Here is a 25,469-nt window from a genome sequence, read left to right as displayed (position 1 = left end):
CGGCCCTATAATGGGCAAGGAGCAATAATTCTATTACTCACAAGTTTATATTATACCAAAGCTCTTGTCCCTTTACAACTGTGTCCTATACATTAAATCGGAAATGAATGACATCTCCGTCTTGGACTACATATTCCTTACCTTCCAGACGCACTTTCCCGGCTTCTTTCGCTCCGGACATTCCGCCGCCTGCCAAAAGGTCTTCATAAGCAACCGTTTCAGCGCGGATAAAGCCGCGTTCAAAGTCAGTGTGGATGACACCCGCACACTCAGGAGCTTTCATGCCTTTTCTGAATGTCCATGCGCGCACTTCCTGTTCGCCCGCCGTAAAGTATGTCGCAAGACCGAGAAGAGAGTATGACGCTTTAATCAGCTGATCAAGACCTGACTCTTCGATGCCGAGCTCCTCAAGGAACATTTGCTTTTCTTCGCCTTCCAATTCAGCAATTTCAGACTCAATTTTCGCGCAGACGACGATAACCTCGGCGTTTTCACCCGCGGCGTACTCCCGGATTTTCGCAACATATTCATTATCTGAAGGATCAGCCACTTCATCCTCGCTTACATTTGCCACATAAAGCACGGGTTTTGACGTAAGCAAATGAAGCTGCTTCACAAGCTTTTGCTGTTCTTCCGTAAATTCAACGGAACGGGCAGGCTTTTCTTGTTCGAAAGCTTCTTTTAATTTAGACAGAATGTCAAATTCAAAAACCGCTTCTTTGTCTTTTTGCTTAGCAAGCTTGCTTACACGCGTGATGCGTTTTTCGACTGTCTCCATGTCGGCAAGAATCAATTCAAGGTTGATCGTTTCAATATCGTCAATCGGATCGACTTTCCCTGACACGTGCGTAATATTGTCATCAGCGAATGCCCGTACAACGTGACAGATCGCATCTACCTGACGGATATGAGAAAGAAACTTATTTCCGAGTCCTTCACCTTTAGATGCGCCTTTTACGATCCCCGCGATATCAGTGAATTCAAACGCAGTCGGCACCGTTTTTTTCGGGTTCACCAATTCAGTCAGCTTTTGCAGACGTTCATCCGGCACTTCCACGATTCCCACGTTCGGATCAATTGTACAGAACGGGTAGTTGGCTGATTCGGCACCAGCCTGGGTAATTGCATTAAATAACGTCGATTTTCCGACATTCGGCAAACCGACAATTCCAGCAGTTAAAGCCATTCTTTCATCTCCTCTATATCAAACCATCATCGTATAAACGTATTGTAAACCTAGAGCAATTATAAGGAGGTTCATAGGAAAAGACAAGCTGAGAAAAAAGCATTTCCCGCCCTCTCTCTCCTTAGATTATCCTTTTTTAACCGCTACCAGACAGTCAAAAAGCGTACTTCCCATTCCATTATCGGAATTTGAATCCTTTGTGAGCGTGTTGACGGAGCCTCCGAATGCCGCCCACATGCCTTCATCTATATTCACCGTCTTCGGGTGAGCCTGCTTCATGATTTTCACCCTGCCGCGCAGACTGCCGCGGTCATTGTATACCTCTGCCGTATCTCCGTCTTGAAGTGAAAGCTCCTCGGCGATATCCGGCGACAGATCCACCTGAATCTGCTGAAGCTTTTCAATAAACGGCACGTGCTGTGAATGATTGGAGCGCTGCGGGTGAATGGACAGCAGCGTATACGGGTATTTCCCGGCAAGCCCGGCGTCATGATAAACAGACTCCTCCGGCACCTCCAATTGAGGGAGGCCGCTGTATCCTTTCTCTTCTGCCAGTGACGAGACGAATTCAAATTTTCCGCTCGGGGTTAAAAATTGAAAATCACTCCACGGAACCTGTTTGACCGGAAGCGGCATATGTCCTTTTTCCTTTAATTGCTCAAGGGTGATTCCTTCTTTCTCCAAAGAAGAGAGCCCCATTTTCAAGAAATCTTCCGTACTGTAATCAAAGAGCACCCCGAATCCGAGACGCTTTGCGAGTTCCGTCCAGATCCAGCAGTCTGATTTTGCCTCTCCCTGCGGTTCCGCAAGCTTCTTGCCATATTGAACATAGTGATGATACATGCTGGAATAAAAAATATCTTCCTCTTCGAAAACAACGGCCGTCGGCAGCACATAGTCACAGAGCTTCGCCGTATCGGTCATGACCGAATCAATGGCCACTGTGACCGGTGTTTTTTCAAACGCTTCCTTCACTTTTTTTGTATTCGGCACCTGTGTCAGCGGATTGCCGCACGTCACGATGATCATCTCAATCGGCGGATCGGCTGCATTCAGCGCCTCTTCAGCTTGAGTCATCATCGAAAACGTTCTCGAACTTTTCTTCAGATCAGGACGGGTGAGCTCGGCCTTTGCAAAGCTTTCACCGACTTGCACATTTCCGAAGTTTGCGCCGCCGCCTTTGATACCGACATTTCCGCTCGCCGCAGCTAAAGCGTCAATCCACCGTATCGTCCCGCCCCCGTTTTTATATCTCTGCATCCCAAGACCCATAAAAGTGGAGGCGGGACCGTCAGCATATAAATCAGCAAGATATTCAAGCACTTCTAAAGACGTTTCTGTTTTCTCAATGATCTCCTCAAAAGAAATCGTCTTCAGAAGCTTTTCTATTTCTTCAAAACCGACCGAATGCCTTTGAATGAAATCGGAATCGGTTCTGCCGGTTTGGCATAATATTTTTAAAACACCCGCCGCAAGCCAGCCATCCATGCCGGGTTTGACGGATATATACCGATCGGCAAGCTTTGCAGTCGGGTTAAAAATAGGATCAATGACCGTCAGTGTCGCTCCTTTTTTCTTCACCTGCTGCAGATGATGATAGAGGTGCATATTCGTCCGGGACACGTTTCTGCCCCATACGATCACATGCTTGCTGTGATAAATATCAAGCGGTCCATGCCCGTAAGAACGCCCGAAATCCCAGCGCTGCGCTTCAATGCCGGAACCCCAGCAAATGCTGCCCGCAATCTCCGTTACACCGCCGTATCCATTGAAAAAACGCTGGTCGAGCGCCTTCAAAAGACCGTTATTGGCGTAATCATGACTGTGCAGCACTGCGGCAGTGCCCAACGTCTCCTTAATCACCGCCATTTTTTCAGCAATTTCATCTAACGCCTGCTCCCAGGAAATGCGGACAAATTCGCCGTCTTTCTTTTTTAAAGGAAAACGAAGCCGTTCCGGCGCATTCGTTTTCGTCTCCAGCATTCTGCCCCGGCCGCAAATTTTTCCTTCCGTAATGGGATGATTCGGGTCTCCGTCTACTTTCGTCACCTTTCCATCCTCAACTGTCACCAAAAAGCCGCAGCTGTCCCAGCAATTCAGCGGGCACGCTGACTGATGCACTTTGCTCATCTGGCCTCTTCCTCTCCTCTATATGAAAAAGCATGAGCGCCAGCCCTTATGATGTAGGCTCCTCATGCTTGACGAGTACTTTTTTCAGCTTTCTCTCAAAATCTCTTCTCGGAATCATGACACTGTGGGAACAACCCGTGCATTTGATCCGAATATCCATTCCCATCCGAATGATTTTCCACCTGTTTTCACCGCAAGGATGCGGTTTCTTCATTTCAACAATATCATTCAGGCCAAAGTCTTTATCCGCCAAGACCCTTCACCTCTCTCCATAGACTGCTTTATTTATTGTACAAAAAAAGACAGGATAAGAGCAACGGCCGCACTCAAAATGAGCATTATACTTTTTTCCATCTCCCTAAAATAGGGTAAAGAAGAAGACATACCAGCAAATAAAGACTTAAAAGCCCGTAAATGGGATATAAAATCGCGATCAAATCTGAAAAACCGATTGTCGTAAAAGGCACCATCACAGCTAAAAGAAGAGATACGAGCGTCCATCTCGGCAATTTCACAAATGCAAGCATGCGGCTGGACAGCCCGAACAGACCGGTCACGGTTGTCGTATAGATGGCTAAAAAAAGCACGGCGGCCATACAAAGAAATAACGGATAAGGAGCGCCTTCAAGGACGGCGAAAAGAGGCATCTCATATTGTGTAAGACTGCCTGAAAGCTGCACAAGCGTTTCATTGTAAACAAATGAAATCACACCGAAAATCAGCCCGCTTGCAACGCTTGCGATTTTCGCTTCTCCCAATCCTTTCATATCTTTCCCGATTGAAGAAAGAACAGCGACAACAGAAAGGATGTTTAAGGACGTGAAGGTAATGCTTGCCGGCCAATTATACTGGCGGGTCAAATCTATCGTCCACGTGTAATGATGGGTTGTCTGAAAAAAGACCAATGCATATAACAGCCCCGCTACAAGAATCGGTATCAAAATACTATTCAGAGATAATATTCCTTTTATATCCCAAAAGAATAAACCGACGGTCACAATGCAAAGAAGAAAAATACCGATCCAAAACGGCAGCTTGTACATTTGCAGCGTCACACCGCCGCCGGCAATCATAACCATCGTCATTGAAAACAAATAAAACATAATAAGCACATCATAGACTTTAGCAAGAGCCGGCCCCATCAGATGCTCAAGCACAGGTAAAAAGTGCGTTGATTGAACCCGATAGCTGATCTTCAACACAATATAAGCCGAAATCGTAAACATGACTGTAAACAATACAATAGCCAGTCCGCTTTCGACACCGAAAAACTGCCATATTTCCTGCCCGCTTGCATACCCAGCCCCAATCTGGCTGCTTAATATGAGCAGCATCCACTTCATCCCGGCTCTCCACACCCTCATCACCTCATAAAATTTCTGATAATCTCCGCATATTGCTACTATATTGAGTGACAGCGGCAATCATTCATACAAATGGGACAAATATGGTATGATAACAACGATTGACTATTCAGAAAATTTTATTTATATAAGGAGCTCAAATCGTGTACATCAGGCGTTTAACCGCAAATGATACCAAGCCTTACACCGATATCAGGCTCAAAGCTTCAAAAGATCACCCGGACGCGAGGCTTGAATCCGGTAATGCCATCGTGCTTGGCGCCTTTGAAAAAGACAGACTGATAGGAATCCTCAAGATCTCCAAGCATTCGCTGTTTAAACTAAGACACATTGCGGTTATCGGTTCTATGTATATTTCCCCCAAACATCGAAGGTCAGGCGCGGGAAAAGCGTTACTGACGGAAGCCATCAGCCAGGCAGCAAAAAAGATGAAAGACACAGAACAGCTCCCTCTCTCTGTTACTTCAACAAATGAACCCGCAAAAAAACTCTACGCTCAGTTAGAATTTATCCTCTTTTCTACAGAAAAAAGAGCGCTGAAATTAGATCATCAGCAATATGTAATGTAGATCAAATGGTCTTATTTCTTTCATGAACTTAAAGAATAACTGCTCTGAGTTCTTTTTTCTATCCCGCTCTTTTCAAACAACCGGCATGCTGATCATGACATAAGCATAAAAAAAGGCAGCGCTGGATATACTGTAAACAACCTACATCACCAAAAACAACAATGTAATACTCGTATGACATGACAAGGAAGTGAACCTTATGAATCGAAAAGGCGGGCTTTTTTCTCAAGAACGGGCAAAACAATATGTATCTCATACGGATTCTTCTGCTGCGAATCAAATACAAGCGATCCTTACTTCATCTTTACGTAAAGCAGCCGGCAGACCGTTAGTCACCGTGTGTATCGGTACAGATCGGTCGACCGGAGATTCATTAGGTCCGCTCGTAGGAACAAAGTTAGAAAAAATGAATTTAGGCAGATTGCACGTTTACGGCACGCTGTCAGATCCTGTTCACGCCGTCAATATGAAAGACAAGCTGAAAGATATTCAACATCTACATAAAAATCCGTTTATTATAGCGGTTGATGCTTGTTTAGGCCGCGTCAAAAGCGTAGGCTCATTTCAAATCGGCGATGGACCGCTGAAGCCCGGAGCAGGTGTTCAAAAAGACCTTCCTGAAATCGGCGACGTCCATATCAACGGAATCGTCAATGTCAGCGGGTTTATGGAGTATTTTGTCCTGCAGAATACGAGGCTTCATCTTGTTATGAGCATGGCAAATGTTTTAGCAGAGGGGTTACAGCTGACAGATAAATCAGAAGGCCGGCAGGAACGGCTCAGTCCGTTTCATAAGCTGACAAGACGTATATAAAAAACCATCTTTTTAAAAAAAGATGGTTTTTACGCTTCTCTTTCAGACAATAGTTCTAGGATACGTTCAAGATCTTCATTTGAGAAAAACTCAATCTCAATCTTCCCTTTTTTCTTTTGTCTCTTAATATTTACTGTTGTTCCAAAGTAATTTTGCAAATACGATTCCCGCTCTTTTAACACAACATCTTGAACAGGTTCTTTTTTCTTTGTTTCACGTGGAACATTGTTGTTTAACTGCTGAATCAGCTGCTCAAGCTGACGGACGTTCAGCTGTTCTTCAACCACTTTCTTCACAAGCGGTTCAAGCTTGTTTTTATTTTTCAAACCAAGCAAGGTTCTGCCGTGTCCCATGGATAACGTACCTTCTGCAATGAGGTTCTGGATGCTTTCCGGCAGCGTCAGCAGTCTTAAATGGTTGGCAATATGAGGCCTGCTTTTCCCGAGCCGTTTAGCGAGCTGTTCCTGGGTTAAATCCAAATGCTTCAGCAGTGAGTCATATGCCAGAGCTTCTTCAAGCGGTGATAAGTCTTCACGCTGAAGGTTTTCCAAAAGAGCGATTTCCCGCATCAGCGATTCAGATAAATCCCGCACGATAGCCGGCACTGTCTCTTTACCGGCAAGTTTTGCGGCGCGGTAACGGCGTTCGCCGGCTACAATATCATAGCCCTTCAATGATTTTCTCACGATAATGGGCTGAAGAATGCCATGCTGAATGATGGATTCCTTCAGTTCAGCTAATGACTCATCGTCAAATTGTTTTCTTGGCTGATAAGGATTGGGGCGCAAATCACTGATTTTAATCTCTTCCACTGTCTCTTCAGACAAATCAACCTGATTAAACAACGCGTTAATCCCTTTTCCGAGCCCGCCTTTAGCCATTCGCTGCCACTTCCTTTGCTAAATCTAAATATACTTCCGCACCTCTCGAACGCGGATCGTATAATATGATCGGCTTGCCGTGACTCGGCGCCTCACTTAAACGGACATTGCGAGGGATAATGGTTTGATACACTTTATCTCTAAAGTATTTCTTTACCTCCTCTATCACTTGAATGCCGAGATTCGTTCTGGCATCAAGCATCGTCAGAAGCACTCCTTCTATCATTAAGTCGGTATTTAAATGTTTTTGCACAAGCCGAACTGTATTTAATAATTGACTCAATCCTTCAAGAGCGTAGTATTCGCACTGAACCGGGATAACGACTGAATCTGAAGCGGTAAGCGCATTAATCGTTAATAACCCGAGAGACGGAGGACAATCAATAATCATGTAATCGTAATTTTGTTTCACTGATTCTAATGCTCTTTTCAGCCTGACCTCCCGTGAGATCGTCGGAACCAATTCGATTTCCGCTCCCGCAAGCTGGATCGTGGCCGGAATGACATCTAAGTTCTCTACTGAAGTCGGTTTAATAATATCTGTAACATCTGCATCATCTACTAAAATGTCGTACACACAATGATCCACATCGGCTTTTTCAATCCCTAATCCGCTCGTTGCATTGCCCTGCGGATCAATATCAACAAGAAGAACCCTTTTACCTATGTAAGCCAAGCAAGCCCCCAGATTAACAGAAGTCGTCGTCTTCCCGACTCCGCCTTTTTGGTTCGTAATTGCTATGATTTTTCCCACGATGTCACCTACCTTCACATGAACATGTACTGTCTTGTTTCTATCTTATCAAAAAAAGAGTAAAGCGTTTTATTTTTTTCATAATTTGTTTATCAGCAAGTGAAAAAAATGTAAACGAAAAAGACACTTTCTAATATAAGTTCTCCGATAAAGTGACTTTTTTGACTGTAAAAAGACAATTCACGACACAAAAAGATAAAATTTTACATATATAATGTATAGTGCACAATAAATCTATCATTATCTCAAAATAGTTTTTTGATTAAAATAAAAACTCCCCTGCTGATCAGGAGAGTTTTTATTTAGGTATTCGAATGGTAAGCTGGATGTACTCTTCGAATTCTTCTTCTTCAGTATTCAGTCTGACGCCGCTGTCTTCTACCATGGACAGTGACTGACGAATCGTATTCATCGCAATTCTTGTATCCCTGCTGAACGCTTTGCGTCTCGGCTTTGGTTTCTGCTTATTCTGTTCAAGCATTTTCACCACTCTGTCTTCCGTCTGCTTGACGTTTAAGCTTTTCTCAATGATTTCCGCAAGCAATGTGACCTGAAGCTCCGGCTGTTTGAGCGGAATCAGTGCTCTTGCATGACGTTCCGTAATTTTTTTCTCCATAATCGCATCCTGGACCGGTTCCGGGAGCTTTAACAATCGGAGCTTGTTCGCAATCGTTGACTGGCCTTTTCCTAAGCGCTGCGCCAAGGCTTCCTGTGTTAAATCATGAAGTTCTAACAGCCTTGCGTACGCATGAGCTTCCTCAATGGAGGACAATTCTTCCCTTTGCAGGTTTTCAATCAAAGCGACAGATGCTGTTTCCGTATCAGAAAAATCTTTAATAATTGCGGGAATCTTCTCCCATTCAAGCGTCTGTACCGCTCTCCAGCGCCTTTCACCCGCAATGAGCTCATATTGTCCTTCATCTTCTGTATGTCTGACAACAATCGGCTGAATGATGCCGTGTGTATGGATAGTCATTGCTAACTCTTTGATTTTTTCATCTGAGAAAATGGTGCGTGGCTGAAAACGGTTGGGAACGATAGCATGTACCGGTATTTCGAGTATCTCTTCTTTGTTTGTATCATGCTCAGCTATCTCCGGTTCCTCTTCCTTCTCACCAAACCCGAAGAAACGAGAGAATGAATGCTTCATGTACCTACACCACCTTTAAAAACTGCCATTTTTATAATTCTATTTTCTCATGGTTTTTCCTGCTGTATCTTCATCAATTTTGCAGAAAATATGATGGAATTGTCACATCAGGCTGTCTAAATTACCCTTCAATTGGCGATTTATTTGGAGTACCCGGTTTTCTCGGATATTTTTTCGGAGTGCTTTTCGTCTTGCGAATGATCATAATGTTCCGTTCACTTTCTTCAACAGGAAGTGTAAAGGAATGAACTTGTTCAAGCTCTCCTCCCAATACTTTAATCGCCTTTTGCCCCGCTTTCAGCTCTTCATCAGCTGCTGCTGCTTTTAGTGCGGCAAATACGCCGTTTTTCTTGGCCAGCGGCAGACAAAGCTCACTCAGGACCGACAGACGCGCCACCGCACGGGCCGTCACGAGATCGAAGCTTTCCCGTACGTCTTTCCGCTGTCCGAATGTCTCCGCTCTGTCATGGACAAATGTCGTATGCTCCAATTGTAAAGCATCAGAGAGAGTTTCCAAAAACGTAATCCGCTTATTCAGTGAATCGACGATGGTGACATGCAGATGCGGGAAGCAGATTTTGATGGGCAGGCTTGGAAAACCGGCGCCGGCGCCGACATCACAAAGAGTGGTGACCTTTTCAAAATCAATATAAAATGCCGCCGTTATCGAATCATAAAAATGCTTGAGATAAACTTCCTTTTTCTCAGTGATGGATGTCAGATTCATTTTTTCGTTCCATTCCACGAGCATCCGGTAATACAACTCGAATTGCTCCAGCTGGCGGTCAGAAAGGGAAATCCCTTTCTCCGCTAAACTGGATGTAAATTCCTCTATATTCATGCCGTCATCCTTTCTATTCAGCTACCTTGGCAATACGGCCCTGCTCCAGGTATACCAGCAGGATTGAAATGTCTGCCGGATTGACGCCGGAAATACGGGACGCTTGAGCAACTGATAAAGGACGCACTTCTTTCAGCTTTTGACGGGCTTCAGTAGCAATTCCTTTAATGGCGTCATAATCAATCCGATCAGGGATTTTTTTGTTTTCCATTTTCTTCAGCTTTTCCACTTGCTGCAAGGATTTTTCGATATATCCTTCATATTTCACCTGAATTTCCACTTGTTCCGCCACATCTTGCGGAACCGGAGAATCTGCAGGCGCAAGTTTTGTCACTGTTTCATAGTTCATTTCCGGACGTTTCATTAAATCTGTGCCGCGCACTCCGTCTTTCAGCTCGCTTCCGCCGAGTGAACGGATATATTCCTGATTCTCAGGAGACGGCTTGATAATAACAGACCAGAGACGTTTTTTCTCCGCCTCAATCGCCGCTTTTTTCTTCTCAAACGCCTCATAACGCTCATCAGAAATTAAGCCGATATCGTGGCCGATTTCCGTCAGACGAAGATCCGCGTTGTCGTGACGGAGCAGCAGTCTGTATTCCGCCCGTGAAGTCAGCAGACGGTACGGTTCATTGGTTCCTTTCGTTACCAAATCATCAATCAATACACCGATATAAGCATCGGAACGGCTGAGGATCACTTCTTCTTTTCCAAGCGCTTTGCGGCCTGCGTTGATCCCTGCCATAATTCCTTGCCCGGCCGCTTCCTCATAACCTGATGTACCGTTAATTTGACCGGCTGTGTACAGGTTAGGGATTTTTTTCGTCTCCAGTGTGGGCCAGAGCTGCGTCGGTACAATCGCGTCATACTCAATCGCGTATCCGGCTCTCATCATCTGCACCTTTTCCAGTCCCGGAATGGTCGCCAGCATCCGCTGCTGCACGTCCTCAGGAAGACTCGTGGATAAACCTTGAACGTATACTTCCTGCGTATTTCTGCCTTCCGGCTCGAGGAAAATCTGATGACGCGGTTTATCATTAAACCGAACGACTTTATCTTCAATCGAAGGGCAGTATCTCGGTCCCGTTCCTTTAATCATACCGGAATACATTGGCGAACGATGCAGGTTGCTGTCGATGATCTCATGAGTCTCAGGACTCGTGTAAGTCAGCCAGCAAGGCAGCTGATCGGTAATGTATTCAACCGTTTCATATGAGAAAGCGCGCGGAACCGGGTCCCCCGGCTGGATTTCTGTTTTGCTGTAATCAATGGAATCGCTTGAGACACGAGGAGGCGTGCCCGTTTTAAAACGGACGAGATCAAAACCGAGCTCCTCTAAGTGCTCAGAAAGTTTAATAGACGGCTGCTGGTTATTCGGGCCGCTTGAGTAAGACAAATCACCGAGAATGATCCGCCCTCTTAAATACGTTCCGGTTGTCAGCACGACCGTTTTTGCCTTATATTCAGCACCGGTTTGCGTAATGACACCGCGGCACTCCCCGTCTTCAATGATTAAACGCTCGGCAATCCCTTGAAGAAGTGTCAAATTCGGTGTTTTTTCCAGCGTATGCTTCATTTCGTGCTGATATTGGAATTTATCCGCCTGCGCACGCAGCGCCCGTACGGCCGGACCTTTTCCTGTATTCAGCATTCTCATTTGAATATGAGTTTTATCTATATTTCTAGCCATTTCTCCGCCGAGCGCGTCAATTTCGCGGACGACAATCCCTTTCGCGGGGCCGCCGACAGACGGATTACATGGCATAAACGCAACCATATCAAGATTAATCGTCAAAACAAGCGTTTTGGCTCCCTGGCGCGCGGATGCGAGGGCAGCCTCAACACCGGCATGCCCGGCGCCGATGACAATCACGTCGTATTGGCCTGCTTCATACCCCATGGTTTTTTCCTCCCTTTTATTTACCTAAACAAAATTGTGAAAAGAGCTGATCAATTAAGCTTTCGTGGACGGCATCACCGATGATTTCGCCCAGCAGTTCCCAGCACCTTGTCAAATCAATTTGGACCATATCAATCGGAACATCCTGTTCAATTCCGTTCAGCGCATCATCAATCGCTTGCTTTGCCTGATGCAGAATCGAGATATGACGGGTGTTGCTGACATAGGTGAGATCTCCGCTTTCGATCGCTCCTGTATAAAATAGCGACTGAATCGCTTCCTCTAAATCTTGAATGCCTTCTTCTTTCAGCAATGAGGTCGTGACGACAGGCCGGCCTTTCGCCAGTTCCTTGACGCGCTCAGCGTCAATCTTAGCCTCAAGGTCCGTCTTATTCATAATGACAATGACGTCCATTCCCTCAACCGCTTCAAACAATTTTACATCTTCTTCAGAAAGCTCTTCGCTGTGGTTAAGCACAAGCAAAATGAGATCCGCTTCCTTAAGAACCTGCCGTGACCGTTCCACACCGATTCTTTCGACGATGTCTTCTGTCTCACGGATTCCGGCGGTATCGACAAGCCGAAGCGGCACGCCTCGCACGTTGACATATTCCTCAATCACATCACGCGTCGTTCCCGGAATATCGGTTACGATCGCCTTCGTTTCATGGACAAGGCTGTTAAGCAGAGAGGATTTTCCGACGTTCGGACGGCCGATGATCACGGTAGACAGTCCCTCACGCAAAATTTTCCCCTGCTCAGACGTACGGAGCAGCGCCTCGATTTCTTTCTTCACGCCGCTTGCCTTCTCCACTAAAAGCTGATGCGTCATTTCTTCGACGTCATCATATTCCGGATAATCTATATTAACCTCAACATGGGCAAGTGTTTCTAACAGCTCATCACGCAGACGGCGGACAAGCGCGGAAAGCCGTCCTTCCATCTGGTTCATGGCGACATTCATGGCACGGTCCGTTTTGGCCCTGATCAGATCCATCACCGCTTCCGCCTGTGATAGGTCAATCCGTCCGTTTAAAAATGCGCGCTTCGTAAACTCACCGGGTTCTGCCAGTCTCGCGCCTTCTTTTAAAGCAAGCTGGAGCACCTGATTAACCGTCACAATACCCCCGTGACAGTTGATTTCAATGACATCTTCCCTTGTGAATGTTCTGGGCGCTCTTAAAACAGACACCATAACTTCCTCAATAATCCGTCCCGTTGTGCTGTCCGCGATATGCCCGTAATGAATGGTATGCGATTCTGCCGAACTGAGCGTTTTGCCTTTCGGACCCTTGTACATTTTGTCGGCTATTTTTACGGCTTCCGGGCCGCTCAGCCGAACGATCGCGATCGCGCCTTCACCCATCGGAGTTGAAATCGCTGCAATTGTATCCATGCTGTTCACCTCTCTTTATCTCTATTTCCATCTATATAAAAAATTTTATTTACGCCAAAATTAAAAGATAACATAGTTTGGTTTGAAGTGGAAGATACGTTATCCACAAAGGCAGAAATTCATCCCTTATTACTTTAACTTATCCACATGTGAATAACAATTAATTTTATTTCCTAAAACCTTTTTTATCAACAGCATAGACCGAAAAAGAAAAAACTTAAACGCTAAAAATGCGATTCTGCTTAGGAATAGAGCCATTTTTACCAATAAAAAAACCGAAGTTCCGATTTTACCCGGACTTCGGTTTTCTGCTATCTTTATGGGAAATAACGAGATGGCGGTACCGGCCTTCACCGGTAGAAAACGTTTTGATATTTGGATGCTTTGACAGCGCGTCATGGATGATTTTTCTTTCACCTGACGGCATCGGTTCTAAATGCACATCTTTTTTCGTTTTCGACACTTGCTTGGCCAGCCTGTTTGCCAGCTGATCCAGAATTTCTCTTCTTTTCCGCCGATAATTCTCAGCGTCGACAACGGCTTGGCGATACTGGCCGGAGCCGCGGTTCAAAACAAGCTGCGTCAATGTTTCAAGGGCATTGAGTGTTTGTCCTCTTTTGCCAATAAGCAGCGCCGCTTTTTCACCTTTAATGTGAAAACAGACTGTTTTCTTGTTTTCTTCCGTAACAATCTCAGAAGGCCCGGCAATGGAATGGATGATTTCTTCCAAATACGCTTTCGCTTCCTGAACAGGATTTCTTTTCTCTTCCAGTTCTACGATCGCATTCTTTTTCCCGAAAATACCCAAAAACCCTTTATATTCTTCTTGCACCACCGTTATTTCTACTTGATCTTTCGTCAGTTGAAGTTCCTGAAGGCCTGATTGAACTGCTTCTTCGACATTCCGTCCCGCAGCAGTCACCTTCTTCACTTTTTCTTTCCTCCCGCTTTCTGCGTTTCCGGATCGTGTTTAATGTCAGGTCCTTTAATAAGGAATGTCTGAGCAATCATAAACAGGTTTCCGACTACCCAATACAGAGAAAGCGCGCTCGGGAAGTTGATCGCAAATACGATGATCATGATCGGCATAATCCATACCATCATTGCCATTTGAGGATTCTGAGTCGGATTTCCGGCCATCATCAGCTTCTGCTGGACAAAAGTGGCCACACCGGCAACGATAGGAAGAATATAGTAAGGATCCTTCTCTCCTAGGTCAAACCATAAAAAGCTGTGCTGTGAAATGGCTTGCGTACGCATAATGGCGTGGTAGAATCCGATCAAAATCGGCATTTGAATCAGGATCGGGAAACATCCCGCCAGCGGGTTTACCCCGTGCTTTGAAAACAGGGCCATTGTTTCCTGCTGAAGCTTCTGCTGCGTTTTTTGATCTTTAGAGCTGTATTTTTCTCTGAGCTTCTGCATTTCAGGCTGCAGCGCCTGCATCGCTTTTGAGCTTCGAAGCTGCTTGATCATCAGCGGCAGAATCAGCAGACGAATTAAAATCGTAACGATGATGATCGATAAACCATAGTTATCGCCCGTCAGTTTCGCTACGTACGTAATGACTTCTGACAATGGATACACAACATATTTGTCCCAGAAATGCGGACTATTCGCCGTAATCGGCTCTTTCACACTCGAGCACCCGGCCAGCAGCACGAGCATACCGACCATACTCAGTAGTAACCATATTCTCCTTTTCAAGAACGTTTCCTCCTATACCAATCTTTATAAACCTTGTATGTATTTTAGCATCTTTCAGTTTCAAATGGCGTTCATTTTTCGCCAAATAAAAGGAAGCGCTTTTAAAAACGTGAAGAAAACAAAATATGAGCTATTTTGACGAAGATTTCTTATATAATGAGGTTTTTCTGAATAAGTGCTGCAGACTCTTTTTCGTTTCTTCAAAACTGAGGTCGCCGGCGGGTTTTCTTGCGATAATAATAAAATCTTTCGGCTTGAGCAGCTCTTTTTCCTCCTGAACAGCCTGCCTTATTAACCGCTTCACCCGATTGCGCACGACGGCATTGCCGATTTTTTTACTGACAGAAAGCCCTACCCGGAGCTCTTCCTGTTTCGGCTGATCAAGCGTATACAGCACGAACTGGCGGTTTGCCATAGACGTTCCGCGTTTAAACACTTTTTGAAAATCTTCATTTTTCTTTAACCGATTTCGCTTCTTCACTTTAATTCACTCCGATATTCACTCGCAGAAACTTTTATTTCTATCTAAAAAAAACGGGCCGCCGGAATACTGAAGAAATTTCTCCAGTACCGGGCGACGCATGACATCTCACTCTCTTAATGTGAAAAAAGACCACTGACATTATTCAGTGGCCTAAGCTGATAATACTTTTCTGCCTTTGCGGCGACGGCGTGCTAATACTAGACGACCGTTTTTTGAACTCATACGGCTTCTGAAGCCATGAACTTTACTGCGTTTACGGTTATTCGGTTGGAATGTTCTTTTCATTTATGACACCTCCCTCGAGGAATAGCTGTTAAAGACAGTCTTACTTATTATATTTGTGCTGCCTATTCATTGTCAACTTCAGCAGTGCTTTTATTTCTTACAACCATAATAGGATAACATACCTTAACCAGTTTAGAAACCTTATTTTTCATATTCCTTTTTTTAACGCACAAAAAAAAGCCGCGCTCCCTCGAAAAAACGACATGTGGATAATTTTTTGGCCTTTTTTTAATATCCACAATCGTTATCGACAACATTTTCACATTGCTAACCCCTGTGGACAAAGATTTTTCAACAAGTTGTCAGGTTTGTGGATAAGATTACGAGAACCATTGCAAGTCCTCGCTTAATTTGATATTATATTTGTGTTTTAACTCTTAATTACTTATCCAGTCCATTCTCTTTATCCACAATTTGTGGATAAGTTGTGGATTGTTTTCACACAGCTTGTGTAGATTGTTGTCCACAACTTGTGGAATTTGTCGAAAAGCTATTTTTCTACTATACTATATGTTTTCAACATTTCGTGTGTACGAATGGTCAGAGCCATATGCTCTTTTTTTGTGTTCTATAACAGGGAAAGGGCGCTGATTTTTAAAGAAAAGGAGGGCTGTGCCGGATAATGGAGAATATATTGGATCTTTGGAATCAAGCTCTAGCTCAAATTGAGAAAAAGCTAAGCAAACCGAGTTTCGAAACTTGGATGAAGTCGACGAAAGCCCATTCGCTGCAAGGAGATACCTTAACCATCACCGCTCCTAATGAATTTGCCAGAGACTGGCTGGAGTCCAGGTACTTACATCTCATTGCAGATACCATATATGAATTAACCGGGGAAGAATTGAGCGTCAAATTTGTCATTCCTCAAAATCAGGACGAAGAAGACTTTTTACCGAAACCGCAAGTGAAAAAAGCGGCAAAAGAGGAACCGTCTGATTTTCCCCAAAGCATGCTCAACCCGAAATATACATTCGACACATTCGTCATCGGATCGGGAAACCGATTCGCCCATGCAGCATCACTGGCTGTGGCGGAAGCACCCGCTAAAGCGTACAACCCTTTATTTATATACGGGGGAGTCGGCTTAGGAAAAACCCACTTAATGCACGCGATCGGCCATTATGTCATTGATCATAATCCTTCAGCCAAAGTGGTGTACCTGTCTTCTGAAAAATTCACAAATGAATTCATCAACTCAATCCGCGATAATAAAGCCGTTGATTTCCGCAACCGCTACCGGAACGTTGATGTACTTTTGATAGATGATATTCAATTTTTAGCCGGAAAAGAACAAACACAGGAAGAGTTTTTCCATACATTCAACACGCTTCATGAAGAAAGCAAACAAATCGTGATTTCCAGCGACAGACCGCCGAAAGAGATCCCGACCCTTGAAGACCGCCTGCGTTCGCGGTTCGAATGGGGATTGATTACGGATATCACACCGCCGGATCTGGAAACGCGGATTGCCATCCTGAGAAAGAAAGCGAAGGCGGAAGGCCTTGATATTCCGAACGAGGTCATGCTTTACATCGCGAATCAGATTGACAGCAACATCCGCGAACTGGAAGGGGCATTAATCCGGGTTGTCGCCTATTCATCCTTAATCAATAAAGACATTAACGCAGACCTGGCTGCAGAAGCATTGAAAGATATTATTCCGTCTTCAAAGCCGAAGGTCATTACGATAAAAGAGATTCAGCGGATTGTCGGACAGCAGTTCAACATTAAGCTTGAAGATTTCAAAGCGAAAAAGCGCACGAAATCCGTGGCGTTCCCAAGACAAATTGCGATGTATCTTTCAAGAGAAATGACGGATTCTTCTTTGCCTAAAATCGGGGAAGAATTTGGCGGCAGAGACCATACAACCGTCATTCACGCCCACGAAAAGATTTCAAAACTGCTGATTGATGACGAGCAGCTTCAGCAGCAGGTGAAAGAAATAAAAGAACTGCTTAAATAATAGTGCCCTCGGATGAATCGGGGAAAGTGTGAATAACTTTTTCATAGCCATACACAGTCTGTCCACATGTGGATAGGCTGTGTTTCCTGTCTTTTTCACAACTTATCCACAAATCCACAGGCCCTACTATTACTACTGCTATTTTTAAAATATATTAATTATATTATCCGTTAGGAGGATAAACATGAAATTTACGATTCAAAAAGATCGTTTAGTCGAAAGTGTACAAGACGTTCTAAAAGCCGTTTCATCCAGAACCACAATTCCCATTCTCACCGGTATTAAGATCGTCGCCTCAGATGAAGGAGTATCTTTCACAGGAAGTGACTCTGATATTTCAATCGAGTCATTCATTCCGAAAGAAGAAGATGATAAAGAAATCGTGACGATCGATCAGCCGGGAAGTATCGTGCTGCAAGCGCGTTTCTTCAGCGAAATCGTTAAAAAACTGCCGATGGCGACTGTTGAAATCGAAGTTCAAAATCAATATTTAACGATTATCCGTTCCGGAAAAGCCGAATTTAATTTAAACGGCCTTGATGCAGATGAATATCCGCATCTACCGCAAATCGAAGAGCATCACGCCATTCAGATTCCGACGGATCTTTTGAAAAACCTGATCCGCCAAACCGTGTTCGCTGTGTCCGCCTCAGAAACACGCCCTATCTTGACAGGTGTAAACTGGAAAGTCGAAAACGGTGAATTATTATGCACTGCCACGGATAGCCACCGACTCGCTTTAAGAAAGGCGAAGCTTGATATTCCGGAAGACAGCTCTTATAACGTGGTCATTCCCGGGAAAAGCTTAACCGAGCTGAGCAAAATTCTTGATGACAACCAAGAACTGGTTGATATCGTGATTACAGAAACCCAAGTGCTGTTCAAAGCGAAAAACGTATTGTTCTTCTCAAGATTGCTTGACGGAAACTATCCGGACACGACCAGCTTAATTCCGCAGGAAAGCAAAACGGAAATCGTCGTGAACACGAAGGAATTTTTACAGGCGATAGACCGTGCTTCTTTATTGGCGAGAGAAGGCCGCAACAACGTTGTAAAGCTTTCTGCCAAACCGGCGGATTCGCTTGAGATTTCATCAAATTCTCCGGAAATCGGAAAAGTGGTCGAAGCTGTGATGGCTGACCAGATTGACGGCGAGGAATTAAATATTTCATTCAGTCCAAAATATATGATGGACGCACTGAAAGTACTTGAAGGAGCGGACATCCGTATCAGCTTTACGGGAGCGATGAGACCGTTTCTTATCCGTACGCCGAATGATGAAACCATCGTTCAGCTCATCCTTCCGGTCAGAACGTATTAATCAAACAGAATGTGCTGCCGGCTTAGTTCGGCAGCTTTTCTATTCATCAGCCGCTCCCTCAAGTTTTCCCTTTCCTTATTTCAGGATTTTTTAGTACAATTAGATATTAGTGATATTTGAAAGAGGTCGATATTATGGCAAATCCGATTTCGATTGATACAGAAATGATTACGCTTGGCCAGTTTTTAAAATTAGCCGATGTGATTCAGTCCGGCGGCATGGCGAAATGGTTTCTGAGCGAGCATGAGGTGACTGTCAACAATGAACCTGACAATCGCCGCGGCAGAAAGCTTTACGTTGGAGACGTGGTCGCGATTGAAGGATTTGGTTCATTTCAAGTCGTCAATTAAAGCGGGTGACAGCGGTTGTATATCCAAAATTTAGAATTAACATCCTACCGTAATTATGAGCGCGCTGAGCTTCAATTCGAAAACAAGGTGAATGTGATCATCGGGGAAAATGCCCAAGGCAAAACCAATCTGATGGAAGCCATCTATGTCCTTTCGATGGCAAAATCACACCGCACCTCAAATGACAAAGAACTTATACGGTGGGACGAAGACTATGCTAAAATAGAAGGAAGAGTGATGAAGCGCAACGGGGACATCCCGATGCAGCTTGTCATCTCCAAAAAAGGTAAAAAGGGCAAGGTCAATCATATAGAGCAGCAAAAACTCAGTCAGTATGTCGGAGCGCTGAACACCATTATGTTTGCCCCTGAGGATTTAAATCTCGTCAAAGGAAGCCCTCAGGTGAGGAGGAGATTTCTCGATATGGAGATCGGGCAGGTTTCTGCCGTTTATCTGTATGATTTATCTCTTTATCAAAAAATCCTTTCACAGCGGAATCATTTTCTGAAACAGCTGCAAAGCCGGAAACAGACTGACCGGACCATGCTTGACGTTCTCACTGATCAGCTGATTGAAGCAGCCGCAAAAGTTGTCGCCAAACGTCTGCAGTTTACGGCGCAGCTTGAAAAATGGGCGCAGCCGATCCATTCCGGCATTTCCCGGGGACTTGAAGAACTGACGCTTAAGTATCACACGGCGCTTGATGTATCAGATCCCAAAGATTTGTCGAAAATAGGTAACAGCTACCAGGAGTCTTTTTCGAAATTAAAAGAAAAAGAAATAGAACGAGGCGTCACATTATTCGGACCGCATCGGGATGATGTCCTTTTTTATGTGAACGGACGCGATGTGCAGACGTACGGTTCGCAGGGACAGCAGCGTACGACGGCTTTGTCTTTGAAGCTGGCCGAAATAGATTTGATTCATGAAGAAATCGGAGAATACCCCATTTTACTTTTGGATGATGTACTAAGCGAGCTGGATGATTACCGACAGTCCCATTTGCTTCATACGATCCAAGGCCGTGTGCAGACATTTGTCACCACGACAAGCGTGGATGGCATTGACCACGATACCTTACATCAAGCAGGAATGTTCCGTGTGGAAAACGGTACGTTAGTGAAGTGAAGAAATGAGGTGAGCGATTGTATATTCATTTAGGTGACGACTTTGTCGTTTCAACACGCGATATCGTCGGCATTTTTGACTGCAAGGTCAATGTATCGCCGATCGTTGAAGAATTTCTGGACAGACAGAAAGAAAAAGTAGTGCCGTCCGTAAACGGCACGCCAAAGTCTATCGTAGTCACGACTGAGAATATATATTACTCTCCCTTATCTTCCGGCACACTGAAGAAACGTGCGCAATTTATGTTAGAAATAGATTCTTAGCGGATCTTTACAATGAATATATCGTTTAAGAAAAGTGTAGGTGAATGTGCATGGCTATGGAACAGCAGCAAAATAGTTATGATGAGAATCAGATACAGGTATTAGAAGGTTTGGAAGCTGTTCGAAAGAGACCGGGGATGTACATCGGATCAACTAACAGCAAAGGCCTTCACCATTTGGTGTGGGAAATCGTCGATAACAGTATTGACGAGGCCCTGGCCGGTTATTGTACAGATATTAATATCGAGATTGAAAAAGATAACAGCATTACCGTTAAGGACAACGGGCGCGGAATTCCGGTCGGTATCCAGGAGAAGATGGGCCGCCCTGCGGTTGAAGTCATCATGACCGTTCTCCACGCCGGCGGTAAATTTGACGGAAGCGGATATAAAGTATCCGGCGGTCTTCACGGTGTAGGGGCGTCCGTCGTAAACGCCTTGTCGACCACTCTTGACGTTACGGTTCATCGTGACGGAAAAATCCACTATCAGGCGTACGAGCGCGGTGTGCCTGTGGCCGATCTTGAAGTGATCGGTGATACTGATAAGACCGGAACGATTACGCACTTCGTTCCGGATCCGGAAATCTTCAAAGAAACAACTGTTTACGACTATGATCTGCTTTCAAACCGTGTCCGGGAATTGGCCTTCCTGACAAAAGGCGTAAACATCACGATCGAAGACAAACGTGAAGGACAAGAACGGAAAAACGAGTACCACTACGAAGGCGGAATCAAAAGCTATGTTGAGTACTTAAACCGTTCCAAAGAAGTCGTTCATGAAGAGCCGATTTATATCGAAGGCGAGAAAGACGGCATAACGGTTGAAGTTGCATTGCAGTACAACGACAGCTATACAAGCAATATTTATTCTTTCACAAATAATATCAACACATACGAAGGCGGGACGCACGAGGCCGGATTTAAAACCGGTCTGACCCGTGTCATAAACGACTATGCAAGAAGAAAAGGGATTTTCAAAGAAAATGATCCGAATTTAAGCGGGGATGATGTGAGAGAAGGGCTGACTGCCATTATTTCAATTAAGCACCCTGATCCGCAATTCGAAGGGCAGACGAAAACCAAGCTCGGCAACTCTGAAGCGAGAACGATCACTGATACGCTGTTTTCTTCTGCGCTGGAAACATTCCTTCTTGAAAATCCGGACTCAGCCCGCAAAATCGTTGAAAAAGGTTTAATGGCCGCAAGAGCGCGGATGGCAGCGAAAAAAGCGCGGGAATTGACCCGCCGCAAAAGTGCGCTTGAGATTTCCAATCTGCCGGGCAAACTGGCGGACTGTTCTTCTAAAGATCCGAGCATTTCCGAGCTGTATATCGTAGAGGGTGACTCTGCGGGCGGATCAGCGAAACAGGGACGGGACCGTCATTTCCAAGCCATTCTGCCGCTGCGCGGTAAGATTCTGAACGTTGAGAAAGCCAGACTTGATAAGATTCTCTCAAACAATGAGGTCAGATCAATGATCACGGCCCTCGGAACAGGAATCGGAGAAGATTTTAATCTTGAAAAAGCGCGTTATCATAAAGTGGTCATCATGACGGATGCCGATGTTGACGGCGCCCACATCAGAACGCTTTTATTAACGTTCTTCTACAGATACATGCGGGAAATCATCGAAAACGGCTATGTCTACATTGCCCAGCCGCCGCTTTATAAAGTGCAGCAGGGAAAACGGGTGGAATACGCTTATAACGATAAGCAGCTTGATGAGCTGTTAAAAGAGCTTCCGCAATCGCCTAAGCCCGGCCTCCAGCGTTATAAAGGTCTTGGAGAAATGAACGCGACTCAGCTTTGGGAAACGACAATGGACCCTGCGACCAGAACGCTTCTGCAAGTCAATCTTGAAGATGCAATGGACGCTGACGAGACTTTTGAAATGCTGATGGGTGACAAAGTAGAACCGCGGAGAAACTTCATAGAAGCAAACGCCAGATACGTGAAAAATCTTGATATTTAACCAAGAAAGCCTTATTTTCGTTAAGAAATAAGGCTTTTTTCTCAAAGCGGCTTCTAAAGCCTCTGAAAACCCGCAAAACCCGTATATTCTACTAAATTAATGTGTATAAACACAAGTTTATTGATATAATGGAGAATAGTGAAATCGTATTGAAGATCATAATGGACAATCTACTCCCACATTATTTCATGTGATACTTCAGGGAGGTTTTTTTAATGAGTGAACAAAACACACCACAAGTACGTGAAGTCAATATCAGTCAGGAAATGCGGACATCTTTCCTGGACTATGCAATGAGCGTTATCGTATCCCGGGCGCTTCCGGATGTGCGTGACGGTCTGAAGCCGGTTCACAGACGGATTTTGTACGCAATGAATGATTTAGGCATGACCAGTGACAAACCATATAAAAAATCTGCCCGTATCGTCGGTGAAGTTATCGGTAAGTACCACCCGCACGGTGACTCAGCGGTTTACGAATCAATGGTCAGAATGGCGCAGGATTTTAACTACCGCTACATGCTTGTTGACGGACACGGCAACTTCGGTTCGGTTGACGGCGACTCAGCGGCCGCGATGCGTTACACAGAAGCGAGAATGTCAAAAATCGCAATGGAAATTCTGCGTGACATTACGAAAGACACGATTGACTATCAAGATAACTATGACGGTTCAGAAAGAGAGCCTGCCGTCATGCCTTCGAGATTTCCGAATCTGCTCGTAAACGGGGCTGCCGGTATTGCGGTCGGAATGGCGACAAACATTCCTCCGCATCAGCTTGGAGAAGTCATTGAAGGCGTGCTTGCCGTAAGTGAGAATCCTGAGATTACAAACCAGGAGCTGATGGAATACATCCCGGGCCCGGATTTTCCGACTGCTGGTCAGATTTTGGGCCGGAGCGGCATCCGCAAGGCATATGAATCCGGACGGGGATCAATCACAATCCGGGCTAAGGCTGAAATCGAAGAGACATCATCAGGAAAAGAAAGAATTATTGTTACGGAACTTCCTTATCAGGTGAACAAAGCGAGATTAATTGAAAAAATCGCAGATCTTGTCCGGGACAAAAAAATCGAAGGAATTACCGACCTGCGAGACGAATCCGACCGTAACGGAATGAGAATCGTCATTGAGATCCGCCGTGACGCCAATGCTCACGTCATTTTGAATAACCTGTACAAACAAACGGCCCTGCAGACGTCTTTCGGAATCAACCTGCTGGCGCTCGTTGACGGACAGCCGAAGGTGCTGAGCCTGAAACAATGTCTGGAGCATTATCTTGATCACCAAAAGGTTGTGATCCGGCGCAGAACGGCTTACGAACTCCGCAAAGCGGAAGCGAGAGCTCACATTCTGGAAGGTTTAAGAATCGCTCTCGATCATTTAGATGCCGTTATTTCTCTTATCCGCAGTTCCCAGACGGCTGAAATTGCGAGAACGGGTTTGATCGAACAATTCTCACTGACTGAAAAACAAGCGCAAGCCATTCTGGATATGCGCCTTCAGCGATTAACCGGTCTGGAGCGCGAAAAGATTGAAGAGGAATATCAATCACTTGTTGCGCTTATCGCCGAGCTGAAAGATATTTTAGCCAATGAAGAAAGAGTTCTTGAGATCATCCGTGAAGAGCTCAATGAAATCAAAGAGCGTTTCAATGATGAGAGACGCACTGAAATCGTGACTTCCGGTCTTGAAACAATTGAAGATGAAGATCTTATCGAGAGAGAAAATATCGTCATCACACTGACCCATAACGGCTATGTTAAACGTCTCCCGGCGTCCACATACCGCAGCCAAAAACGGGGCGGAAAAGGCGTACAGGGGATGGGAACGAATGAAGATGACTTTGTGGAACACTTAATTTCCACATCAACGCACGATACGATCCTGTTCTTCTCTAATAAAGGGAAAGTATACCGTTCTAAAGGATATGAAATCCCTGAATACGGCCGTACGGCAAAAGGCATTCCGATTATTAACCTTCTGGAAGTTGAAAAAGGCGAATGGATTAATGCTATTATTCCGGTCAGCACTTTTGATGAGGAGCAATACCTCTTCTTTACGACCAAACAAGGGGTGTCGAAACGTACGGCACTGTCCCAGTTTGCGAATATACGGAATAACGGGCTGATCGCCCTAGGTCTCCGGGAAGACGATGAACTGATGGCTGTCCGCCTGACTGACGGCAAGAAACAAATCATCATCGGAACGAAGAACGGTTTGCTGATCCGTTTCCCTGAAGAAGATGTAAGACAAATGGGACGCACAGCTGCAGGTGTTAAAGGCATCACGCTGACAGACGATGATGTTGTGGTAGGCATGGAGATTCTTGAAGAAGACTCCCACGTCCTCATAGTGACAGAAAACGGCTACGGCAAACGCACACCGGCTTCAGAATACAGAGTTCAAAGCCGGGGCGGAAAAGGCCTTAAAACATGTAAAATCACTGACAGCAACGGTCCGTTAGTAACCGTGAAAGCAACAAAAGGCGAAGAGGACTTAATGATTATTACGGCAAGCGGCGTGTTAATCAGAATGGATATTAATGATATCTCCACTACGGGACGTGTAACACAAGGCGTCCGTCTGATCCGCATGTCTGATCAAGAGCATGTAGCCACTGTGGCGCTTGTGGAAAAGAATGAAGAAGAGCCGGAAGAAACGGAAGAAGTATAAAGTAAAAGCGCAGCTGTAACAGGCTGCGCTTTTACTATATAAAGAAATGAAAAAAAGCTTTGACACATAGCGATGATACTGATATAATTCTTTTTGTTGTCTTTTTAATAGAAAGGCAAGCCTAGCGAAAATATTTTTTAAAAAAGTATTGACCTAGCAAACTGAAAATGTTATGATTAAGAGGTCGCTTCGAGAGAAGTAATAAAGTTCTTTGAAAACTAAACAAGACAAAACGTACCTGTTAATTCAAAGTTTTAAATAAATCGCACAGCGATGTGCGTAGTCAGTCAAACACTTTATCGGAGAGTTTGATCCTGGCTCAGGACGAACGCTGG

Annotated in this window: 23 protein-coding genes; 9 read left to right on the top strand and 14 right to left on the bottom strand. The window is 44.9% G+C overall.

Annotated features, from left to right (window positions below):
* Positions 1 to 85: 85 nt before the first annotated feature.
* The 4 genes from ychF to RUW00_RS08230 all read right to left on the bottom strand — a co-directional run bounded on the left by ychF (position 86) and on the right by RUW00_RS08230 (position 4,680).
* On the bottom strand, positions 86 to 1,186 hold the full coding sequence (gene ychF, locus RUW00_RS08245) for a redox-regulated ATPase YchF (RefSeq protein ID WP_280144790.1): 1,101 nt from the start codon (positions 1,184 to 1,186) through the stop codon (positions 86 to 88).
* Positions 1,187 to 1,312: 126 nt separating this feature from the next.
* A complete protein-coding gene (locus tag RUW00_RS08240; protein WP_280144791.1) occupies positions 1,313 to 3,316 on the bottom strand; it encodes a molybdopterin-dependent oxidoreductase in 2,004 nt (667 codons plus the stop codon).
* A gap of 46 nt (positions 3,317 to 3,362) precedes the next feature.
* Positions 3,363 to 3,569, bottom strand: coding sequence for a DUF951 domain-containing protein (locus RUW00_RS08235; RefSeq protein WP_004392973.1), 207 nt, complete (start codon positions 3,567 to 3,569; stop codon positions 3,363 to 3,365).
* An 85-nt stretch (positions 3,570 to 3,654) separates the two neighbouring features.
* Positions 3,655 to 4,680, bottom strand: coding sequence for a YkvI family membrane protein (locus RUW00_RS08230; RefSeq protein WP_094296139.1), 1,026 nt, complete (start codon positions 4,678 to 4,680; stop codon positions 3,655 to 3,657).
* Positions 4,681 to 4,823: 143 nt separating this feature from the next.
* Here RUW00_RS08230 and RUW00_RS08225 point away from each other — a divergent pair, with 143 nt between their 5' ends.
* Positions 4,824 to 5,249 carry a GNAT family N-acetyltransferase gene (locus RUW00_RS08225; RefSeq protein ID WP_280144792.1) on the top strand — a complete coding sequence of 142 codons (426 nt, stop codon included), beginning with the start codon at positions 4,824 to 4,826 and terminating at the stop codon, positions 5,247 to 5,249.
* 199 nt (positions 5,250 to 5,448) lie between these two features.
* Positions 5,449 to 6,063 (top strand): spore protease YyaC, encoded by a 615-nt coding sequence (gene yyaC / locus RUW00_RS08220; RefSeq protein ID WP_004392969.1) that lies wholly within the window; start codon positions 5,449 to 5,451, stop codon positions 6,061 to 6,063.
* Positions 6,064 to 6,092: 29 nt separating this feature from the next.
* Here the strand turns inward: yyaC and RUW00_RS08215 are convergent, their stop codons facing one another.
* The 10 genes from RUW00_RS08215 to rpmH form a co-directional block, all read right to left on the bottom strand.
* Positions 6,093 to 6,944, bottom strand: a complete 852-nt coding sequence (locus tag RUW00_RS08215) for a ParB/RepB/Spo0J family partition protein (protein WP_004392966.1) — start codon at positions 6,942 to 6,944, stop codon at positions 6,093 to 6,095.
* A complete protein-coding gene (gene soj / locus RUW00_RS08210) occupies positions 6,937 to 7,698 on the bottom strand; it encodes a sporulation initiation inhibitor protein Soj (RefSeq protein ID WP_007409899.1) in 762 nt (253 codons plus the stop codon). Before soj ends, RUW00_RS08215 begins: the two co-directional genes overlap by 8 nt.
* A gap of 298 nt (positions 7,699 to 7,996) precedes the next feature.
* Positions 7,997 to 8,848, bottom strand: a complete 852-nt coding sequence (gene noc, locus RUW00_RS08205; protein WP_007615083.1) for a nucleoid occlusion protein — start codon at positions 8,846 to 8,848, stop codon at positions 7,997 to 7,999.
* 121 nt (positions 8,849 to 8,969) lie between these two features.
* Positions 8,970 to 9,689 carry a 16S rRNA (guanine(527)-N(7))-methyltransferase RsmG gene (gene rsmG / locus RUW00_RS08200; RefSeq protein WP_007409901.1) on the bottom strand — a complete coding sequence of 240 codons (720 nt, stop codon included), beginning with the start codon at positions 9,687 to 9,689 and terminating at the stop codon, positions 8,970 to 8,972.
* A gap of 13 nt (positions 9,690 to 9,702) precedes the next feature.
* Positions 9,703 to 11,589, bottom strand: coding sequence for a tRNA uridine-5-carboxymethylaminomethyl(34) synthesis enzyme MnmG (mnmG, locus tag RUW00_RS08195; protein WP_007615086.1), 1,887 nt, complete (start codon positions 11,587 to 11,589; stop codon positions 9,703 to 9,705).
* A 16-nt stretch (positions 11,590 to 11,605) separates the two neighbouring features.
* Positions 11,606 to 12,985 carry a tRNA uridine-5-carboxymethylaminomethyl(34) synthesis GTPase MnmE gene (mnmE, locus tag RUW00_RS08190; protein ID WP_280144793.1) on the bottom strand — a complete coding sequence of 460 codons (1,380 nt, stop codon included), beginning with the start codon at positions 12,983 to 12,985 and terminating at the stop codon, positions 11,606 to 11,608.
* Positions 12,986 to 13,274: 289 nt separating this feature from the next.
* Positions 13,275 to 13,916, bottom strand: coding sequence for an RNA-binding cell elongation regulator Jag/EloR (gene jag, locus RUW00_RS08185; RefSeq protein ID WP_017418434.1), 642 nt, complete (start codon positions 13,914 to 13,916; stop codon positions 13,275 to 13,277).
* Positions 13,913 to 14,662, bottom strand: coding sequence for a YidC family membrane integrase SpoIIIJ (gene spoIIIJ, locus RUW00_RS08180; RefSeq protein ID WP_007409906.1), 750 nt, complete (start codon positions 14,660 to 14,662; stop codon positions 13,913 to 13,915). Before spoIIIJ ends, jag begins: the two co-directional genes overlap by 4 nt.
* Before the next feature lie 160 nt (positions 14,663 to 14,822).
* Positions 14,823 to 15,173 (bottom strand): ribonuclease P protein component, encoded by a 351-nt coding sequence (gene rnpA / locus RUW00_RS08175; RefSeq protein ID WP_004392944.1) that lies wholly within the window; start codon positions 15,171 to 15,173, stop codon positions 14,823 to 14,825.
* A gap of 153 nt (positions 15,174 to 15,326) precedes the next feature.
* Positions 15,327 to 15,461, bottom strand: coding sequence for a 50S ribosomal protein L34 (rpmH, locus tag RUW00_RS08170; protein ID WP_003178075.1), 135 nt, complete (start codon positions 15,459 to 15,461; stop codon positions 15,327 to 15,329).
* A gap of 622 nt (positions 15,462 to 16,083) precedes the next feature.
* Between rpmH and dnaA the strand changes: the two genes are divergently transcribed.
* The 7 genes from dnaA (at position 16,084) to gyrA (ending at position 25,134) form a co-directional block, all read left to right on the top strand.
* Entirely contained in the window at positions 16,084 to 17,424 is a 1,341-nt protein-coding gene (gene dnaA, locus RUW00_RS08165) for a chromosomal replication initiator protein DnaA (RefSeq protein ID WP_004392913.1), read from the top strand.
* 184 nt (positions 17,425 to 17,608) lie between these two features.
* Entirely contained in the window at positions 17,609 to 18,745 is a 1,137-nt protein-coding gene (dnaN, locus tag RUW00_RS08160; RefSeq protein ID WP_029973052.1) for a DNA polymerase III subunit beta, read from the top strand.
* Positions 18,746 to 18,879: 134 nt separating this feature from the next.
* The gene (gene rlbA / locus RUW00_RS08155) at positions 18,880 to 19,095 is read left to right on the top strand and encodes a ribosome maturation protein RlbA (RefSeq protein WP_004392910.1); all 216 of its coding nucleotides are present in this window, start codon (positions 18,880 to 18,882) and stop codon (positions 19,093 to 19,095) included.
* 15 nt (positions 19,096 to 19,110) lie between these two features.
* Positions 19,111 to 20,223 (top strand): DNA replication/repair protein RecF, encoded by a 1,113-nt coding sequence (recF, locus tag RUW00_RS08150; protein WP_007409910.1) that lies wholly within the window; start codon positions 19,111 to 19,113, stop codon positions 20,221 to 20,223.
* A 17-nt stretch (positions 20,224 to 20,240) separates the two neighbouring features.
* Positions 20,241 to 20,486 (top strand): extracellular matrix regulator RemB, encoded by a 246-nt coding sequence (gene remB, locus RUW00_RS08145; protein ID WP_004392908.1) that lies wholly within the window; start codon positions 20,241 to 20,243, stop codon positions 20,484 to 20,486.
* Positions 20,487 to 20,542: 56 nt separating this feature from the next.
* A complete protein-coding gene (gyrB, locus tag RUW00_RS08140) occupies positions 20,543 to 22,459 on the top strand; it encodes a DNA topoisomerase (ATP-hydrolyzing) subunit B (RefSeq protein ID WP_014720600.1) in 1,917 nt (638 codons plus the stop codon).
* Positions 22,460 to 22,674: 215 nt separating this feature from the next.
* Positions 22,675 to 25,134, top strand: coding sequence for a DNA gyrase subunit A (gene gyrA, locus RUW00_RS08135; protein ID WP_014416706.1), 2,460 nt, complete (start codon positions 22,675 to 22,677; stop codon positions 25,132 to 25,134).
* The last annotated feature ends 335 nt before the right edge of the window (positions 25,135 to 25,469 follow it).

This window comes from Bacillus sp. IS1 (assembly GCF_032461585.1).
Taxonomy (GTDB): Bacteria; Bacillota; Bacilli; order Bacillales; family Bacillaceae; genus Bacillus; species Bacillus velezensis.
This window is presented reverse-complemented; position numbering and strand designations above follow the sequence as displayed.

Coding starts and splice junctions, on each gene's coding strand:
- ychF (WP_280144790.1), bottom strand. CDS start 1,186: ATGGCTTTAACTGCTGGAATTGTCGGTTTGCCGAATGTCGGAAAATCG.
- RUW00_RS08240 (WP_280144791.1), bottom strand. CDS start 3,316: ATGAGCAAAGTGCATCAGTCAGCGTGCCCGCTGAATTGCTGGGACAGC.
- RUW00_RS08230 (WP_094296139.1), bottom strand. CDS start 4,680: ATGAGGGTGTGGAGAGCCGGGATGAAGTGGATGCTGCTCATATTAAGC.
- yyaC (WP_004392969.1), top strand. CDS start 5,449: ATGAATCGAAAAGGCGGGCTTTTTTCTCAAGAACGGGCAAAACAATAT.
- RUW00_RS08215 (WP_004392966.1), bottom strand. CDS start 6,944: ATGGCTAAAGGCGGGCTCGGAAAAGGGATTAACGCGTTGTTTAATCAG.
- noc (WP_007615083.1), bottom strand. CDS start 8,848: ATGAAGCATTCATTCTCTCGTTTCTTCGGGTTTGGTGAGAAGGAAGAG.
- rsmG (WP_007409901.1), bottom strand. CDS start 9,689: ATGAATATAGAGGAATTTACATCCAGTTTAGCGGAGAAAGGGATTTCC.
- mnmG (WP_007615086.1), bottom strand. CDS start 11,589: ATGGGGTATGAAGCAGGCCAATACGACGTGATTGTCATCGGCGCCGGG.
- mnmE (WP_280144793.1), bottom strand. CDS start 12,985: ATGGATACAATTGCAGCGATTTCAACTCCGATGGGTGAAGGCGCGATC.
- spoIIIJ (WP_007409906.1), bottom strand. CDS start 14,662: ATGGTCGGTATGCTCGTGCTGCTGGCCGGGTGCTCGAGTGTGAAAGAG.
- rpmH (WP_003178075.1), bottom strand. CDS start 15,461: ATGAAAAGAACATTCCAACCGAATAACCGTAAACGCAGTAAAGTTCAT.
- dnaA (WP_004392913.1), top strand. CDS start 16,084: ATGGAGAATATATTGGATCTTTGGAATCAAGCTCTAGCTCAAATTGAG.
- dnaN (WP_029973052.1), top strand. CDS start 17,609: ATGAAATTTACGATTCAAAAAGATCGTTTAGTCGAAAGTGTACAAGAC.
- rlbA (WP_004392910.1), top strand. CDS start 18,880: ATGGCAAATCCGATTTCGATTGATACAGAAATGATTACGCTTGGCCAG.
- gyrB (WP_014720600.1), top strand. CDS start 20,543: ATGGAACAGCAGCAAAATAGTTATGATGAGAATCAGATACAGGTATTA.
- gyrA (WP_014416706.1), top strand. CDS start 22,675: ATGAGTGAACAAAACACACCACAAGTACGTGAAGTCAATATCAGTCAG.